Consider the following 16,394-nt stretch of genomic DNA (forward strand, 5'->3'; position numbering starts at 1 on the left):
CTTTCTAATATTTTGAAATATAAGCTCAAGCTTTAACTTTGCTGCACCACAGCTCACGGATATCGCGAGATTCATCCCACGTTCGTTTAGAGGCGATATACTGAAATAAAGGCTCTATGTATTGGGCGGCCTTCTCGTAGCCGCCTAGAGAGCGTAGCTGCGCCAGCAGAAGGGGTACTGCGTCGCGCAGCGGGGATTTATCGCCGCCGTAGTAGGCGATATGCAGGTCTTCCCGGTCGAGCGGGCGTAGCGTCAGGTCTTCATAATGGCTCACGATAAGGTGAGCCAGATAGACCGCGCCTTTAGCGATGACCGGGGATACCAGGAAGCTCGGCAAAGTCCGGTACTCAAAGCCGCCATGCGGCTGAATCCGGAAATCGCCGAGCACGCCGTAACGAGGACGACGCGCTCCCGCGCGGACGTCCTCAAGCAAAAGCATCGGCAGCGCGAGATAGTTGTCGAGCGCGCGCAAAAGCGGCGCCGTCAGCGTCACGCCGCTGAAGTGCAAATGGCCGCCGAGGGCCCAGCCCGTCAGCGGCATACCTCCCGCCCGCCAGCGCAGCGTGCGGTCGGCGATGAGCCGGTCCGCCGTAGCCGCGGCGGACATCAGCTGCGCCAGCAGCGCGCGTGGTTCCCCGCGCGGCTGGGGGCGCAGCTCGGCGACCGGGAACGCGCCGCGCGTTCCCGGAGGTCCGGCGTCGCAGCCTGCGACGCCGTCCGTGGGCAGGTACCGCGACGCAGGCACGACGCGGCCCGTGGACTCCCGGAGGATGATAAACTCCGGGTCCATGCCCATGAGCAGGCCGCTGCGGCCTGGCTGCTCCAGAGCAAGGCTCCGTTCCAGCGCTAATGCTGCGGAACGATAAGGCTCTGGCAATGATTTGCCGGAACTCTGTAGTAGTGGAGTGACTCCCTCCACGACATACCTCCGGTTCCCCATTGCCCTCAGCAGGACCTCACCGCTATCCAGCCCCAAGCTGTACAAAGTCCGAACAGCAATACGCTGAAGTAATTTCATTACTCCACGCCATACTCCTGGTGCAGCCCCCATTGATTCGCTGCTATCGACTCTATCCATTCGCACAGCCCCGGCTAGCAAATCGGAGGCTGCGCGCATACCTGGGCCTGCTCCTAGTGGAGTGATCTGCAGAACGTTCAAATTATACACGAGTATGTTATAGCACTGTTTATGGGCCTTATCGGAAGGCAGAGTATCATATGTATCTTCTAAGCGATTTCTTTCACCAGAAGTCTGGTTTCTCCGCAGAGATGCTTCTGAGCCCTTCATTCGCAACAGTTCCTGCTTACTAGACGAAGTGAGCGTCGCTTCAATCCCGCTCCGAAATAATCTAGACTCTCTCTGTGCTGATGACAATCCCCAATACACCTTAAACCCCTCATTCATTCTCCTGCCCCTCCATCCATCGCAGCCCAAGATTGAAAGCCCTGCAGTAGCACTTCTTGCCCATTCATATGAACCAAGTTGTTCTTCATCCACTCTGATTCCAGTTTTAATTCTAAAAATAAATAAAAAAAAGGAGGGCATTCGCCCTCTACGCCGCCGCCCTCCCTACATATAATGGACCATAACCCATCAGTACTCAGTTAGCGGCGGCGTATCCTTCCTTACAGTTCATCATCCAGATTGTCAGGGTCTAGATCATCGTAATCGAAGCTATCACCTTCAAAATCATAATCCTTGTCTTCTGGATCATCGCTTTGCTCAGTGACATACACACGGACTTTGGTCTCAGCCACCAACTCCACTTCGAATTCGCGCTCTACGCGAAGTGTCACACTGCCTCCGCCTGGCGATACGCCCGCTTCTACACAGTTGGGTTCCTGCGTTGCCTCCGCAGAGACCTCAACGGTAGAAGTGCGGTGTCTCGTGTCCAAGTACGAAAGCGGAATGAGCTCCACATAGGAGACCGTTTCTTTAGCTACCTCGGTCTGCTTGTTCTTGTCGTACGAGTACCAGATGTTTACATCGTAAGTACCAATTACTTCGATTCCGTTCCCGGCGGCAACCGCTTCGTACTGGTGGTTGATAATCCAAGCCCCCAGAATACTAGTCGGGTGATGTGGCGGAGTCACGGTATGGGTTGCTGTAGAGAACTTACGACCTTTGCCGCAAATTGCCTTCGTAATGATCTCCCTTGTTTGACGTTTATGGCTTAATGACATCTTTAAACCTCCTCCATACAATCATTCACTATCAAGTGTATGCAGGTTCTAGGCATTTGTTGATTGTTAGTCTATAAATAAATTTGAGTAAGCCCTCCAGAGGGTCTTATCAGGAGACTTATAGTTCATTTTATTTCAAAATTTGTACAGATATGAGTAGATTATAAAAATGGTCCAGCCTGATACATATCCATTCTGAACGTTAAAAAAACCTTATAAAGCCCGCTATTGCGGGATTACGCGCATAATACCAATAGATCTATGTTTGCTCAGGTCAATAAAATCGTCATCAATATTCACGAGGGGACGCAGTGGATCAGTAGCAAGAATCATAATGATTTTTCCTGTCCGTCCATCAGTCAATTCCACTTCATTCCCTATCATTGACTGCATTAACTTATTAATAAAGACTCTACAAATATAAGGGTCAAGCTTGCCAAATACGTTTTCCTCCATCTGCAGCAACACTTCATAAAGAGGTGAAGCTTTACGATAAAACCGGTCGGATGTCATCGCATGGAACACGTCTGCTACTGCAACAATTTTACTGAAATCAGTGATCCGATTCCCAAGTACGCCGAATGGATAACCACTGCCGTCCATTCTTTCATGATGCTGCAGGGCGACGAGCGCTTGCAAATGATTGGTTCCAATAGTGTCCCGGATCATCTCGTATCCATAGGTCGTATGCTTTTTCATAAGCTGATACTCCTCAGCGGTCAACGGGCCCGGCCGGGTTAATAATTCATCCGGAATCCTCATTTTTCCGATATCATGAAGGGTCGCTGCGATCGTCAGCATACTCAAATCCTCAGGCTTTAATTTTAGCCATTTACCTAGCAATGTAGATAAAATACCAACCGCTACATTATGTCTGTATGTATAATCATCCTTGGACTGCAATGCAGCCAATACGCCGTAGAAGTCATTCTTTTCGCTTACCTGCTGAATAAACGGAATGACTTCATTTCTAACTTCAAGCATAGGAATTCGTTTGTTTTTGTTATGACGAAGCTGTTCAAAAATATTTTCTATCGCAGCTGTGCAATCATCGATTGCAAGTTGGAAAAATTCCGCGCTATCCAGCTGTACGACGTCATGAGACTCTAGGGTGATCTTATGTTGATTAATTAATCGTATATGCTCAGCACTTAATAAAGTCAATGCGGGTAAAACAAATACTCCTTTGTCATTAAAAAGGTTAGCTATAAGCTGTTTTCCTATAAATGATTCCATAACTTTGTCCATACGCCTCACCTGCCAATGCGGAAAATTCGACTACCGAACTTCCTGCTATTATTTGAACTCACCATAAAATCGTTAATCATATCCTGTGATCAACTTTTAGCTCATACATATCTTATCGTGATTTTGACAGAGATAGTTAATACTTCAGTTTATTAAAGCCTCAATTTAAGCCTTATTTCGAATCTTCAAACGTTTCTCCGGCTTGTAACTGACCGGGATTTTATGCCGCTTAGCGATCTTTAAATAAAGTGCCAGTTCCCTGCATAACTGAAGAATAGCTGAGCGCACTTCAAATTCCTCACGTGTCTCTGGCAGATCCATTTCTTCGAATTCTCTTGTTAGCTCGTCCAGTAAATGTTCAGTTCGTCCAGTATATTCTTCCGCAAGCACATCCCCGCTAAGCTGGTCAAATAACTCAGCAACCATCTCCCCATGCGGTAAATGGCGGTACACTTGAGAAAGCAGCTGCATCATACTTTGAATCGATTCCAGTTGCTCCTTCCGCATGTAGAAATAAACATTCCATGCTTCATCAGGATGAATAACATGATTCTCCATCTCACGGGTAGCTGCCGTTAATCCCCGCTGCACTGTATTATCTGCGTCAATTAATTCTTTGCCGTCCCAAATATACGCAGGATCTCGAAGCGTTCGGGCCATCTGTGTAAAAATAACCGAAAAATAGCGATCCACTTCCTTACGGATCCCATAAATGACCCCACCAGTCTGAGGCATGTAAATCAAGTTTACCAGCCCTGCTGAACCGAGCCCGATAGCCAGAAGCTCTATTTGCTGCAACAGGACATGGAGCGATAGTTCAGCTTGTCCAAACACGCGAAACACGATAACCGAGCTGGTGACAATTCCTTCTTTGTAGCCAGACTTTACAATCATCGGAAAGCCCACGAGTACATACAGCCCGAGCACCCAGTAATGGAACCCTAGAAGCCAGAATAGGATGCAGCCAAAAAAGAGTCCCACGAGCGAGGCTAAAAAACGAGCCGTTATCGTTCGGAAACTCCTTTTCAAAGTAACCTCTACACCCAAAATTGCCAGCAAGCCTGCACTCTGCGCATTAGGTATCCCCACTGCAGACGCAACTAGTACGGATAATAACGTAGCTGCTGCTGTTTTTATCACACGAAATCCCATAGCCTTATCTCTCCTTACAAGCACTAACCCAATAAATAGGTAAAGATATAGACATGTTACAAGATTTTGTGTACGGACACAATATTACATAAGGTTCACCGCCGGGATAACAACCGCTTCTCAAGATATACCACTAATTGATACATTGCTGTAGCCACGGCCGCGATAATCAAAAGACTGGACATCACTAGCGTGAAATTAAAGACCTGGAAACCATAAATAATCCGATAACCCAGACCCGATTTAGCGACCAGGAACTCCCCTACGATAACCCCTACCCATGACATCCCAACATTCACCTTTAAGGTGGAGACCACCGTCGGGAACGAGGCTGGAAGAATTACTTTAAAGAACACCTGAACTCTGGAAGCTCCGAAGGAACGAACCACCTTAACCAGATTCGGATCCACACTGCAAAAACTATTGTACACAACAAGCGTCGTTATAATCACCGTTATAGATAAAGTAGTAACAACGATAGCAGTGAATCCGGCTCCGAACATGACGATAAAAATCGGCCCCAGCGCCACCTTCGGCATACTGTTAAATACGACCATATACGGATCAAGCACTGCTGATAAAAAAGGAGACCACCAAATGATCACAGCAAGTAGTGTCCCTAATAGCGTTCCTAGTACAAAGCCTACCGCAGTCTCACCTACCGTCATCCCCAGATGCGGCCACAAGCTTCCACTGACCATATCTCCCCAGATCTGCCGGAAGATTTTTGTGGGATAGCTGAATAATAACTCATCAATCCAGCCCATTCTTGCGCCAGCTTCCCAGAGAACAAAAAACAGCAGTAACAGGCTGCTCCTTACAACAATCACCTGATTGCGCCAGCGGTGCTTCGTTTTTTTATAATCGCCATGCAATTGTTGTAGCCACTGTTCACGGGAAGCTAATAACCCCGATTGCTCCGTATGCTTCATTAGCTTTCCCTCCCTGCAATCTCCATCTCTTTCCATATTTCATGAAAAAGCTCCGAAAAGCCTGGCTGATCACGTGCAAATAGCGGAGGTGCTGACCGGATTTGCTCTGGCACTGAAAATACTTTTCGGATCTTCCCTGGATTTCGTTGTAGAAGAATAACACTGCTGCTTACCGCAATGGCCTCAGATAGATCATGAGTAACTAATATTGCAGTTGTCCCCCTGCTGCGTAAGGTCTCAGAGACCAAATCTTCCAGCTGTAATTTGATCTGGTAATCAAGTGCCGAGAACGGCTCGTCTAGTAGAAGGAGTCCAGGATTCGTTGCCAAGGTGCGTACCAGAGCCACTCTCTGCCGCATCCCACCTGATAACTGAGTAGGAAAGGCGTGCTCTTTGCCCTCTAAGCCCATCTCTCGTAGTAGCTCCAACGTCCGCTTTCTGCTCTCCTCGTTCAAGTTTCCAGTCAGCTCTAGTCCGAGAATGGCATTGTCCAGAATACTCCGCCAAGGAAAAAGATAATCCTGCTGCAGCATATACCCAACCTCTGGTGAGGGTCCCATAATGGGCTCTCCATTTACGAACACTTCGCCTTGAGATGGCTGCAGCAGTCCTGCAATAATCGATAGGAGAGTCGTCTTACCGCAACCACTTGGTCCGACTAAGCTAACGAACTCTCCTTGCTCGACATTAAGGTTCAGGTCCTCAACGGCCAGTGAAGCTTCACGGTCGCCAAGATAGGCATGCGTTACTCCCTTTAATTGCACTACTGGAAGCATTGTCAGCCCCTCCTTCAATTTACACATCTTATTTAGGATCTTTGGTTCTCTCTTATTTTGAAGTGCTACTCTTAATGCTCTTCTCAGCTTTTTCAGCAAAACTGTTATTCACTATTTTGTCAGCAGGAACGCGTTCTTTAAGCTCACCAGCATTATCAATCACATCAAGCAAATTGTTCCATTCTTCTTGATCTATAATTGGATTAACCGCATAGGTATCCTGTTCCTTATAACGTTTGACTGCAGAAACCACGATATCTCTATCCGTCTTATCAAAATAAGTCATTATCGCATCCGCAATTTCTTCAGGGCTATGTTCCTTCACCCAAAGCTGAGCACGCTGGATCGCATTTGTGAACTTCTGTACCGTGTCTCCATTTTTACTAATATAGCTGTTCTTAGACATAAACACGGTGTACGGTAAATAGCCGCTTTCCACACCAAACGAAGCCACTACTGCACCTCGGTTCTCACGTTCAAAGATTGAAGCCTGTGGTTCAAACAGCTGCACATAATCGCCTGTGCCTGAAGCAAAAGCACCGGCAATATTAGCAAAGTCAATATTTTGGATCAAGGTAATGTCTTTGGTAGGATCTATTCCTTTTTTAGATAAAGTAAACGCACCTGCCATTTGTGGCATTCCGCCTTTTCTTTGCCCCAGGAAGGTAGAACCCTTCACTTTATCCCAGTTAAACGCTCCGTCAGCTTTACGGGCAAACAGGAACGTTCCATCCCTCTGAGTAAGCTGTGCAAAATTAATAACCGGATCATCTGAACCCTGTTGATACACATAAATGGAGGTTTCAGAACCTACCAATGCAACATCGATGGCACCTGAGAGGAGTGCAGTCATGGTTTTATCTCCACCGGGGATCGTCTGTAGCTCTACGTCAAGTCCTTCGTCTTTAAAGAAATTTTGTGATAAGGCAACATATTCGGGTGCATAAAAGACAGAACGGGTGACTTCACCAATCTTCACCTTTACCAACTCTGACTTTCCGCCGCAACCGGCAAGCACTGAAAAGCATAAAGTAATGATCATGAGCGACAATGACAGCTTTTTCCTAATCTTCATTCTTCATTCTCCTTTCTTACCGGGTCCTTCGCCCTTGCTTAAAGCATATGCAGATGCCTACGAAAAGGTTAAAACCTCCAATAACCTAGGGAAATCCAAGAATAACCATGATACTAGCGACTTTTATTGAAGGAATGGATAAATATCGTTTAATTTGCTGTTTTTGTATCTGTGCAAACGTTTTACCAATGGGGATGCATTCGAGTACTATAGGAAATAAAGCGCTTTCCATTTCTTGAATTAGAAAATTTGCAATAGAAGGAGTTATTACATATGTATAAAGGTGTTGCATTCAAAACCAAAAAAATCACAATATGCTCTCTGGTGGGCATCAGTCTAACCACATTACTGCTGTCCGGTTGTTCTGGTAATCAAAGCAACAAAACATCCATTGCCACGCCCTCCCCTAAAGCAGACTCCATTCAGAGCACCGCTACACCTCAAGCATTGATAAATAAGACGGATGAACAACCTTCCGCTGTTTATTATGAATTATTTGTTCGTTCCTTCTATGATTCAGACGGCGATGGCATTGGAGATCTAAAAGGGATCACCCAAAAGCTGGATTACTTAAATGATGGGAATCCTGAAACCACGACTGATTTGGGGATTGGCGGGATTTGGCTCATGCCCATCAACCCATCACCAAGCTATCATGGATATGATGTAACCGATTATCGTGCGATTAATCCTGATTATGGGACGATTGAGGATATGCAGGAGCTAATTAAAGAAGCGCATAAACGAGGAATAAAAATAATTATGGATTTGGTTGTGAATCATACCTCCAAAGAACACCCATGGTTCGTAGACTCGGCTAAAAACAGTGACAGCAAATATCGCGATTGGTACGTCTGGGCTGAAGATCAAGGTCGTCCCGCAAATGGAGCCAGCGCTGCTGGCGGTGGCAGTGCGTGGCATTCTATACTTGGCAGTCATTATCTGGGCGGATTTTGGGAAGGCATGCCTGATCTGAATTTCGATAATACAGAAGTTCGTACTGAGATGAAGGACATCGGAAAATTTTGGCTGGAGCAAGGTGTGGATGGCTTCCGACTAGATGCTGCGAAGCATATCTACGAAGATCTTTTGAGTGATAAAAGTGAGGCTACTACCGCTAAAAATGTGTCCTGGTGGCAGGAGTTCCGCAAGGCTATGAATGAAGTAAATCCAGAGGCATATATAGTTGGCGAGGTCTGGGAGAATTCTGCTGTCACTGTCGGAGCTTATTTAGATCAAGCTTTTAACTCAAGCTTTAACTTTGGCTTAGCAGAAACACTGGTGAACTCTGTAAAAACTGAAAAAGACAGCGGAACGGCCTTTACGCTGGAACGAACCTATAAATTGTATTCCAAAATATCCGATAACCAATTTACCGATGCTACTTTCTTGACGAATCATGATCAAAACAGAGTCATGAGTCAATTAGACAATAACCCGAATCATGCAAAAATGGCAGCAGCCCTACTATTAACTTTGCCTGGGAATCCTTTTATCTATTATGGTGAAGAAATTGGAATGCGCGGTGTGAAGCCAGATGAAGGACTTCGAGAGCCTATGAGATGGAGTGCAGCTGATCAAGGAGAGGGGCAGACTACTTGGGAGGCCGGACGTAATAATGCGGGTGCGATAAACGTTGATGTTGAGAGCCAGCTGAATGACAGTGGTTCAATGCTAGAAAGATATCGCGAGTTTATTGCGCTAAGAAATGAGATTCCTGCGCTCCGGGATGGCGGAATCCGTGACTATGCTTCTGGCAATCCCGGGGTTATGGCTTACGAACGACTAACAACACAGGATCAGGTGCTCGTCGTTCATAACCTTACTGGAGAAGAACAAACTATTGTACTACAACCCAATGTCGAGGGTTTCTCTTACTCCAAGATCCTAAAGACGATTGCTGTCAAATCGATCTTGAATTCAGATCAACTTACCCTCCCTCCTTATTCAACTGCTATTGTGGAGTGAGAAATGCGGAAGAATGTAACACCCACTTTGTTACTGACCCACATAATTGAGCTTTTGTAATCGGGAGGGCTATAAGCCAGTCTTTGGATGGATCACTGCTCATTCGTAACAACCAGCCACTGGAATGATCGCCTAAGAAGCGTGCTTTCTGGAAGCTCCATCCACTGTCACTGGACGTACAGAGTCGTAATTCTCCTTCCGCCATGAAGCACTTCATTACCCGTGCTAGTTGGATGGAATGTACATCATCCCCTGTCTCTGCTGCTAAACAATCTGAGAGCATTTGCAGCGTGGATGAGCATGAGCTTTTTTTCAGCTCCTCAAATTTTCTTTTTGACATTAGTAATGCCGGAATCCCGTGATTAAAGAGCTCCTTCATGTTCTCACATTCGAACAGCTGAAGACAAAAGCTCTCCGTTTCACTTTCATCCTTTAATTCATAGGGCAGGGTTTCCGGGTTACTATTGCAGATTACTAGTATCCGGTCTTTATGTATTTGCAGACACAGATCCTTCATTTCCTCCTTCTCTTTATATTTCAATCTACAGATCCGTTCTGCGTTTAAACCTGTATGTAACTGATCCAGAACTGCTTGCCCCATTACTTCATCTGGAAATAAAAAATGCGTTAAATCGGCCAATCCATTGTCATTCACATCATTGTATCCTTCCTGTATTTCATATATATGTATATTAATCTAACAATCTTTATGTTATCATAAGCTAATTTTAAGGTAAAATTAAGAAACAAAGGGTATTATCATTAACATGAAATACTTTTAGCGAGGTGTCTTCAAAATGAGAATGCTCATCACATTTCAGAACAAACTTGTACCTGTGTATTTCACAACAGAAAATAAACAGCCCACTCAAAAAGTACTTAGATTACTTAACAGTACGTTGGAGCTCAAAATTCAAAAGGGCAAGAATGCTATCCAGAAATGCCTGAATTCATTAATTAGTATCGAAATTAAAGGCTCTGAGGCTATATTGCACAGTTATAGTGAGAATGATTCATTGGCGCTATCCCTCTATTAATAGAGGGGTAGTTTTTTTGTAAAGTTTCTTTTATCCTTTGGCAGACAAAACAGCAAGTCTCTGAAAGAGACTTGCTGTTTTTAAGTTTTGCAGCTTTAGTAATGAATGATTACACCAGGATGGGACAATATCAGCTAATCTTATAGTTCTTATTCTCTGCTTTTTCAGCTTTCTGTATTCGAAGTTTAAAGAGTCTCACTAAATTTTGGCGTGTATGCTCTTCGTGACAGCTATCCAATTTCTTAATGATAAACCGATCAATGGACATGTCCATCGCTCCTTTTAATTCATTCAGATCCTTATGAATATAGGGAATATTTTCCTGTTTCCTTGTAAGTTTATTAACCGGGATTTCTATTATTCAAACTCTTGTTCCTTTATAAAATACTCTTTCTCCCCTAAAAAAATCACAAAAAAATAATTTACAAACAAAAAAATACATGCTATATTATTTATAGTTAATATTAAATACACACATCCAAGGGAGCAATCATAATGTCTAATGTTTTATTTATCAAAGCAAACAACCGTCCAGCAGAACAATCCGTAAGTGTTAAGCTTTACAATGAATTTTTGGAGAACTACAAACTTAACAATCCAGAAGATGAAATCACTGAACTTGATTTGTTCGCAGAGCAACTTCCTTACTACGACAATACCCTGATCACTGGTATGTACAAAGCTGCTCAAGGTTACGAACTAACAGCTGAAGAAGCAGCAGGTGCTGCTGTAGTTAATAAATATCTGGAACAGTTTATCGCTGCTGATAAAGTAGTATTCGGTTTCCCACTGTGGAACATGACTGTACCAGCTGTATTGCATACTTATGTCGATTACCTTTGCCAAGCTGGCAAAACATTCTCTTACACTGCTGAAGGTCCAGTTGGTCTTTTGACAGGTAAAAAAGCAATCGTACTGAACGCTAGAGGTGGCATTTATTCCGAAGGTCCTGCAGCAAGTGCTGAAATGGCTGTAAACTTCATCGTTGGTAACCTTAACCTTTGGGGTATCAAAGATATTACTCAAGTAATCATCGAAGGCCACAACCAACTTCCTGCACAATCCGCTGAAATTATTGAGAACGGATTGCAATTGGCTAAGGAAACTGCAGCATCGTTTTAATACAAGCTATAAGAGAATTTAATAAAAAAGGGTGACCCTGAGCTCAGGGTCACCCTTTTTTTGACTTTCTAGCCTATTGGAACACTAATCTTTCCTCCGTCGCTGTCTATAAAGTTCTTCTAATACTCATCAAGTTCTTTACGCCAACCGTACCCTCTAGTCCTTGTCGAATGAACTTTAGAAGAAGCTGCAGTTTTTCTCTTGAGCTTCACCTCTTTGGTGCTCTGGTACAGCAGCTCCCGCTGTGTCTTTCGGTAGTTCAGCAGTCTCTTCTCTTCGAGCTCACCGTTATGAACCGCTTCAAGTACCGCACAGCCCTCCTCACGTTCATGTCTACAGTTACTAAACCGACATGCAGCAGCTAAGCTGCTAATATCACTGAACGCCAGATCTAATCCACCCTCATCTTCCCACAGCTGCAGCTCACGCATCCCTGGTGTGTCTACTATGATTCCTCTGTCCGGCATAATAAACAGTTCACGGTGGGTAGTAGTATGGCGTCCACGGCTATCGCCTTCTCTTACATCCTGTGTAAGCTGAAGATTCTTTCCACATAACCAGTTGACCATCGTAGATTTGCCGCAGCCTGATGAGCCCGTTAGAGCTACTGTCTGGCCACTCCCAATGTAAGGCAGCAGCTTCTCACGGCCATTATCTTGCAGTGCACTAACCGCATGAACTGGCACACCTGGTGCGGCGCTTTCCATTTCGGCAATTTTACTCTCTGCATCTAGGCAAAGATCTGCTTTGGTCAGCAGAATGACTGGATTGGCCCCGCTGTTCCAAGCCATGATTAAGTATCTCTCCATCCGCCGAACATTAAAGTCATCATTCAAAGCACTGACCAGAAATAAAGTGTCTACATTCGAGGCAACAATCTGCTCCTCTTGTGTGTTACCAGCTACCTTGCGTGAGATGACACTATGCCGAGGCAATATCCCATGTAAAATCGCATGCTCGCCGCCATCCTGCATTGAAAGAGCCACCCAGTCGCCGATCGCAGGAAAATCACCTGAAGCGACAAACGTATGTCTCAGCTTGCCTGATAGCTCCCCCCATGTCTCTCCCAAATCAGTCATCACCCTATACTTACTGCCAAAATCGCCTACAATTCTTCCGGGAACAAGCCGTTTATCCTCCGTCTCCTTCCACTTTTCATCCCATTTTGAACTCCAATTTTCATTCCAACCATATTGCTGTATGTTAGTCATTTGAATCCTCCTAAAGATCTGTTTAAGTTTTTGTTTTTATTTACCATGTACTGCTAGCATTTTCCGAGAACACAAAAAGCCGTCGGAATTTAAGACTCCGGCGGCGGTCACACTTCATGAACTCCTCTAGGACGAAAAGGACAAAAAGTGTACACATAATCAGGAAAATGTCTCATCCTAAAGACAAGGATAAGTTCATTTCCCCGTGCGATATATAGAGAAATAGACAATTAACTACAATTCCTATCGATTCTATATACACAAAAAAGCCGCCGGACCCAATACGGTTCCCGCGGCTCTAATAAGCGTAATAGAGCTTACCTGCTAAACTGCACGAATAACTTATTCGGCAGCCGCTGTTCCCGGAAGACACGTATCCACAACAGTTGAGTTCATTACATTTAAAACTGTCATAAAACATCGTCTCCTTCCGAAATAAGATGCTGTTATCATAAACGGCGCTGCCGTATAATGTCAACTATAAATTTTGATAAAATTACAAAATGGACTTAAGCTCATTCAACTCGTAGATTATCTTCCAAGGTTGTATGTCCAATTGCTCGTCCCAGGCATGTTTTCTTTGCAGCCAAATGCCTTGTAGCCCTGCTTTCCCTGCACCCCAGATATCATTCACCGGGTGATCTCCAATAAACAATGTCTGATCCGCAGTAACTCCCAATCTGTCTAATGCAAGTTGATAAATCTTAGGATCAGGCTTAGCAATTTCTACTTCTCCAGAAATGACAATAGCCTTGAAGTACTCTCGCAGGGCAAGGGTATCAATTTTGGTGTTCTGGATATCTACTTTGCCGTTGGTAACCAGACCAAGTATATAACCGCGCTCTTTGCAGTACTTCAGAACGTCCACAGCATCCTTCATCGTAGCACCATGATTGATATAACTTGCATCATAATATGCACGAATATGTTCAGCCGTAACTGGTGTTTCCCAAGGCAGTACCTCGCTTAGCTCTACGAAGAATCCGTCCTTATCACGGTAACCATCAGCATCTCTGTGAATCATATCTTCTACTACCTTCTGCGCTTCTTCAGCTTCCAAATGTCCTAGAAAATCCTGAACAAACTGAGTACTAAAACTGCGAAATGTATGGTCACGATCCATTAAAGTATTATCCAAATCAAATAATATAGCTTGTACTTCTTTCATCAAGCGATTCCCCTTATATGCTGTTGATTATAAAAATTTAACTTACAGAAATCTATTGTACTATGCCTTTGAAGACAATGAAAAGACCATTCTGTAAAAAGGAACTGCTGTCTCCCCTTCTACCGAACAGTCTATATAGGCTTTAAATTTGATTTATTCATTTACTCAAAATGCTCCGCACGATGTGTCAGCATCATTTCCTCTTCTGTGATATACAGTGGGAAAGGAGGGGTTTCTTTGAGATAACTTTCTGTGGCTAGCAAACGATAATGGACCTCAGGTAACCATGCATCTTCAACAAGTGGCAACTGACCAGTATCACTGATGTAATTGTCTACAGCGGACTGAACCATATCAAGGTAATACGGAACAAGCTTATCTTGTTCCTCGAAAACTTCATAGGTCTCGCGTGACATATAGAAATTCTGCTCTGGAATTCCTCCTAAATACCGTTTTAGTCTGCTCAAATCTATTCTTTTGTCGTCAAGGATTAAAGCTGTTCTACTAATGAGCGCAGGCATATCTTCTTCAAACTGTCTGATCGCCTGCTTGACTTGGGTTAGGGTAACGGTAATATGATCGGATTGGGGTTGTTTTTTTGTGCGTTTAAAAAACATAAGACAAGTCTCCTTTCGAAAAACTATCTTTGTTAACGCTTACAATTCTATTATATTCGAATTCCTCCCACTTAATCAGCATATTTCCAACAGACACAAATTGTTAACAACTTTATGATCATTATTTGACATCTTCCCAACGCATCCAAATTTCTTGGGGATTAAGTTCATATTTATCATTCTCACGATACATAAACTGATGCATAATAAATTCACGCCGAATGGTAGCAAAATCTTCATGGAACTGCTTAATAAACTCGTTAATTTCCTTCTCACTATAAACTACCCCTGGCTCTAGCTTCTCAACCATGAACTGAAGTGCGATCAGTTTCTTCTTATATTGTGCCGGGATTTGCCGAAGCCGCCCATCCTTAGAAAAAAAGTTACGCAGCACAGACTCCTTTAGACTATTTTCAGGTGATTTCTCTTCCATATTTCTCGCTCCTTTCGAAAAAATAAACTGAAGTGAAGCCTCAGCGCCACTACTAATGAATTCTGGATTCAACTTAAAATAAACTGTATTTTTGTCACGTCGTTCCTTTATTAGAGCTGCTTCACGCAATTTCGCTGCATGATGAGTTACCGTTGGTTGTGATAAATTCAATTTCTCAGCCAGCGCTTGTCCGTGCATTTCTCCTTGTGACAGAAGCAACAATAAACGAAGACGTGTTGGGTCAGCCAAAGCTTTATGATAGTTCACTATTTTTTCTAACTGCATTGGAATCACACTCCTTCAACTTTCAAAAGCTAGATACACATTAGATATATATCTAATTATATAACAATCAACATTATTCTTGCAATGGTTATTATGTTTAACCTTATGCTTATGGCAAAATGAATGAATTTAGGGTAGGATTTAAAGAAAAGATAGTAACAATCAGGAGGTAACCCACTGTATGAAAGATGTAATTATTATCGGTGCAGGTCCTTGCGGCCTCTCGGCAGCTATCGAATGCCAGCGCCAAGGACTGTCCAGTCTCATTATTGAAAAAAGCTTTATCGTACACTCCATTTATTTGTATCCAACAAATATGCAATTCTTCAGTACCGCTGAGTTATTAGAAATCGGAGACGTTCCTTTCACCTCGACCAATGATAAACCATACCGCCATGAAGCTCTTGTCTATTACCGCCGGGCTGCGAAGCAGTATGGTCTAGATATCGCCGCTTACGAAGAAGCGTTATCCATTGAGCCTCTGGAAGATGGAACCTATGCTGTACATACGTCCAATATGCGTGGTGAGCATCACACACGTATCACTGCAAATGTCGTTATCGCTACAGGTTATTTTGATCAACCGAATATGATCGGCATTCCAGGGGAAGAACTTCCTAAAGTTACCCACTATTTCGGTGAAGCCCATCCATATACAGGGATGAAAGTTACTGTCATTGGTGGCAGTAATTCTGCGGTAGATGCAGCACTGGAGCTTATGCGTGTTGGAGCTACAGTCGATATGGTCTATCGTGGTGAGAGCATTTCCTCGAATATTAAGCCTTGGGTTCGGCCAATCTTTGAAGGGATGGTACAAAAGGGTAAGATCACTCTACATCTGGAATCACGTGTTACTGAAATTACGGCTAGTTCGGTTATAGTTACGAGTCATAATGGAGACAAAAAATCCATAGATAATGATTTCGTCCTTGCTTTAACTGGCTTCCGGCCTAGCCGGGTGCTTCTCACTTCTGCCGGCGTAGTTATGGATGACGATATGGATAAGCCAGCTTTTAATCCTTCAACTATGGAAAGTAATGTTCCAGGTCTTTATGTTGCAGGAGTAATCGCCTCAGGCCGCAATGCAAATGAAGTATTTATTGAGACAGGACGTGGGCATGGTAAACTTATCGCAGATCACATTCTTGCGAAGCGCAGTTCTCACAATAAGGAGTTGAACGTTTAA

At 43.9% G+C, this 16,394-nt stretch carries 16 protein-coding genes; 4 read left to right on the forward strand and 12 right to left on the reverse strand.

Annotation, left to right across the window (positions count from 1 at the left end; all coding sequences use genetic code 11):
- Window positions 1–25: 25 nt before the first annotated feature.
- The 7 genes from NST34_RS18130 to NST34_RS18160 form a co-directional block, all read right to left on the reverse strand.
- The gene (locus tag NST34_RS18130) at window positions 26–877 is read right to left on the reverse strand and encodes a putative amidoligase domain-containing protein (protein ID WP_341128480.1); all 852 of its coding nucleotides are present in this window, start codon (window positions 875–877) and stop codon (window positions 26–28) included.
- 749 nt (window positions 878–1,626) lie between these two features.
- Window positions 1,627–2,184 (reverse strand): outer spore coat protein CotE, encoded by a 558-nt coding sequence (locus NST34_RS18135; RefSeq protein ID WP_036687755.1) that lies wholly within the window; start codon window positions 2,182–2,184, stop codon window positions 1,627–1,629.
- A gap of 225 nt (window positions 2,185–2,409) precedes the next feature.
- On the reverse strand, window positions 2,410–3,432 hold the full coding sequence (locus NST34_RS18140) for an HD-GYP domain-containing protein (RefSeq protein ID WP_052404322.1): 1,023 nt from the start codon (window positions 3,430–3,432) through the stop codon (window positions 2,410–2,412).
- 165 nt (window positions 3,433–3,597) lie between these two features.
- Window positions 3,598–4,584: an aromatic acid exporter family protein gene (locus tag NST34_RS18145; RefSeq protein WP_042188904.1), complete on the reverse strand. Its 987-nt coding sequence runs from the start codon at window positions 4,582–4,584 to the stop codon at window positions 3,598–3,600.
- Between the two features lie 95 nt (window positions 4,585–4,679).
- Window positions 4,680–5,516 carry an ABC transporter permease gene (locus NST34_RS18150; protein WP_341128481.1) on the reverse strand — a complete coding sequence of 279 codons (837 nt, stop codon included), beginning with the start codon at window positions 5,514–5,516 and terminating at the stop codon, window positions 4,680–4,682.
- Window positions 5,516–6,292: an ABC transporter ATP-binding protein gene (locus NST34_RS18155; RefSeq protein WP_076283504.1), complete on the reverse strand. Its 777-nt coding sequence runs from the start codon at window positions 6,290–6,292 to the stop codon at window positions 5,516–5,518. Before NST34_RS18155 ends, NST34_RS18150 begins: the two co-directional genes overlap by 1 nt.
- A 52-nt stretch (window positions 6,293–6,344) precedes the next feature.
- The gene (locus NST34_RS18160; RefSeq protein WP_341128482.1) at window positions 6,345–7,367 is read right to left on the reverse strand and encodes an ABC transporter substrate-binding protein; all 1,023 of its coding nucleotides are present in this window, start codon (window positions 7,365–7,367) and stop codon (window positions 6,345–6,347) included.
- A 273-nt stretch (window positions 7,368–7,640) separates the two neighbouring features.
- Here NST34_RS18160 and NST34_RS18165 point away from each other — a divergent pair, with 273 nt between their 5' ends.
- Complete coding sequence (locus tag NST34_RS18165; protein ID WP_341128483.1) at window positions 7,641–9,335, forward strand: alpha-amylase family glycosyl hydrolase; 1,695 nt, start codon at window positions 7,641–7,643, stop codon at window positions 9,333–9,335.
- Here the strand turns inward: NST34_RS18165 and NST34_RS18170 are convergent.
- The gene (locus NST34_RS18170) at window positions 9,322–9,990 is read right to left on the reverse strand and encodes a hypothetical protein (RefSeq protein WP_042188915.1); all 669 of its coding nucleotides are present in this window, start codon (window positions 9,988–9,990) and stop codon (window positions 9,322–9,324) included. The two genes, NST34_RS18165 and NST34_RS18170, sit on opposite strands and share 14 nt — an antisense overlap.
- 142 nt (window positions 9,991–10,132) lie before the next feature.
- Between NST34_RS18170 and NST34_RS18175 the strand changes: the two genes are divergently transcribed.
- Together NST34_RS18175 and NST34_RS18180 are read left to right on the forward strand one after the other, a co-directional pair.
- The gene (locus tag NST34_RS18175) at window positions 10,133–10,372 is read left to right on the forward strand and encodes a hypothetical protein (RefSeq protein WP_042128392.1); all 240 of its coding nucleotides are present in this window, start codon (window positions 10,133–10,135) and stop codon (window positions 10,370–10,372) included.
- Window positions 10,373–10,867: 495 nt separating this feature from the next.
- A complete protein-coding gene (locus NST34_RS18180; protein WP_042188917.1) occupies window positions 10,868–11,494 on the forward strand; it encodes an FMN-dependent NADH-azoreductase in 627 nt (208 codons plus the stop codon).
- A gap of 119 nt (window positions 11,495–11,613) precedes the next feature.
- Here NST34_RS18180 and rsgA read toward each other — a convergent pair whose 3' ends face one another.
- The 4 genes from rsgA to NST34_RS18200 form a co-directional block, all read right to left on the reverse strand.
- Window positions 11,614–12,705, reverse strand: coding sequence for a ribosome small subunit-dependent GTPase A (gene rsgA / locus NST34_RS18185; RefSeq protein WP_341128484.1), 1,092 nt, complete (start codon window positions 12,703–12,705; stop codon window positions 11,614–11,616).
- Window positions 12,706–13,201: 496 nt separating this feature from the next.
- Window positions 13,202–13,873 (reverse strand): HAD family hydrolase, encoded by a 672-nt coding sequence (locus tag NST34_RS18190; protein ID WP_042188921.1) that lies wholly within the window; start codon window positions 13,871–13,873, stop codon window positions 13,202–13,204.
- Between the two features lie 161 nt (window positions 13,874–14,034).
- Entirely contained in the window at window positions 14,035–14,490 is a 456-nt protein-coding gene (locus NST34_RS18195) for a DUF3939 domain-containing protein (RefSeq protein WP_341128485.1), read from the reverse strand.
- Window positions 14,491–14,611: 121 nt separating this feature from the next.
- Complete coding sequence (locus NST34_RS18200) at window positions 14,612–15,208, reverse strand: DUF2087 domain-containing protein (protein WP_340970396.1); 597 nt, start codon at window positions 15,206–15,208, stop codon at window positions 14,612–14,614.
- A 181-nt stretch (window positions 15,209–15,389) separates the two neighbouring features.
- On the opposite strand from NST34_RS18200, the gene NST34_RS18205 reads away from it, so the two are divergent.
- Window positions 15,390–16,394, forward strand: coding sequence for a YpdA family putative bacillithiol disulfide reductase (locus NST34_RS18205; RefSeq protein ID WP_042188927.1), 1,005 nt, complete (start codon window positions 15,390–15,392; stop codon window positions 16,392–16,394).

The organism is Paenibacillus sp. FSL H7-0714 (assembly GCF_038003765.1).
In the GTDB taxonomy this organism is placed as follows: domain Bacteria; phylum Bacillota; class Bacilli; order Paenibacillales; family Paenibacillaceae; genus Paenibacillus_AQ.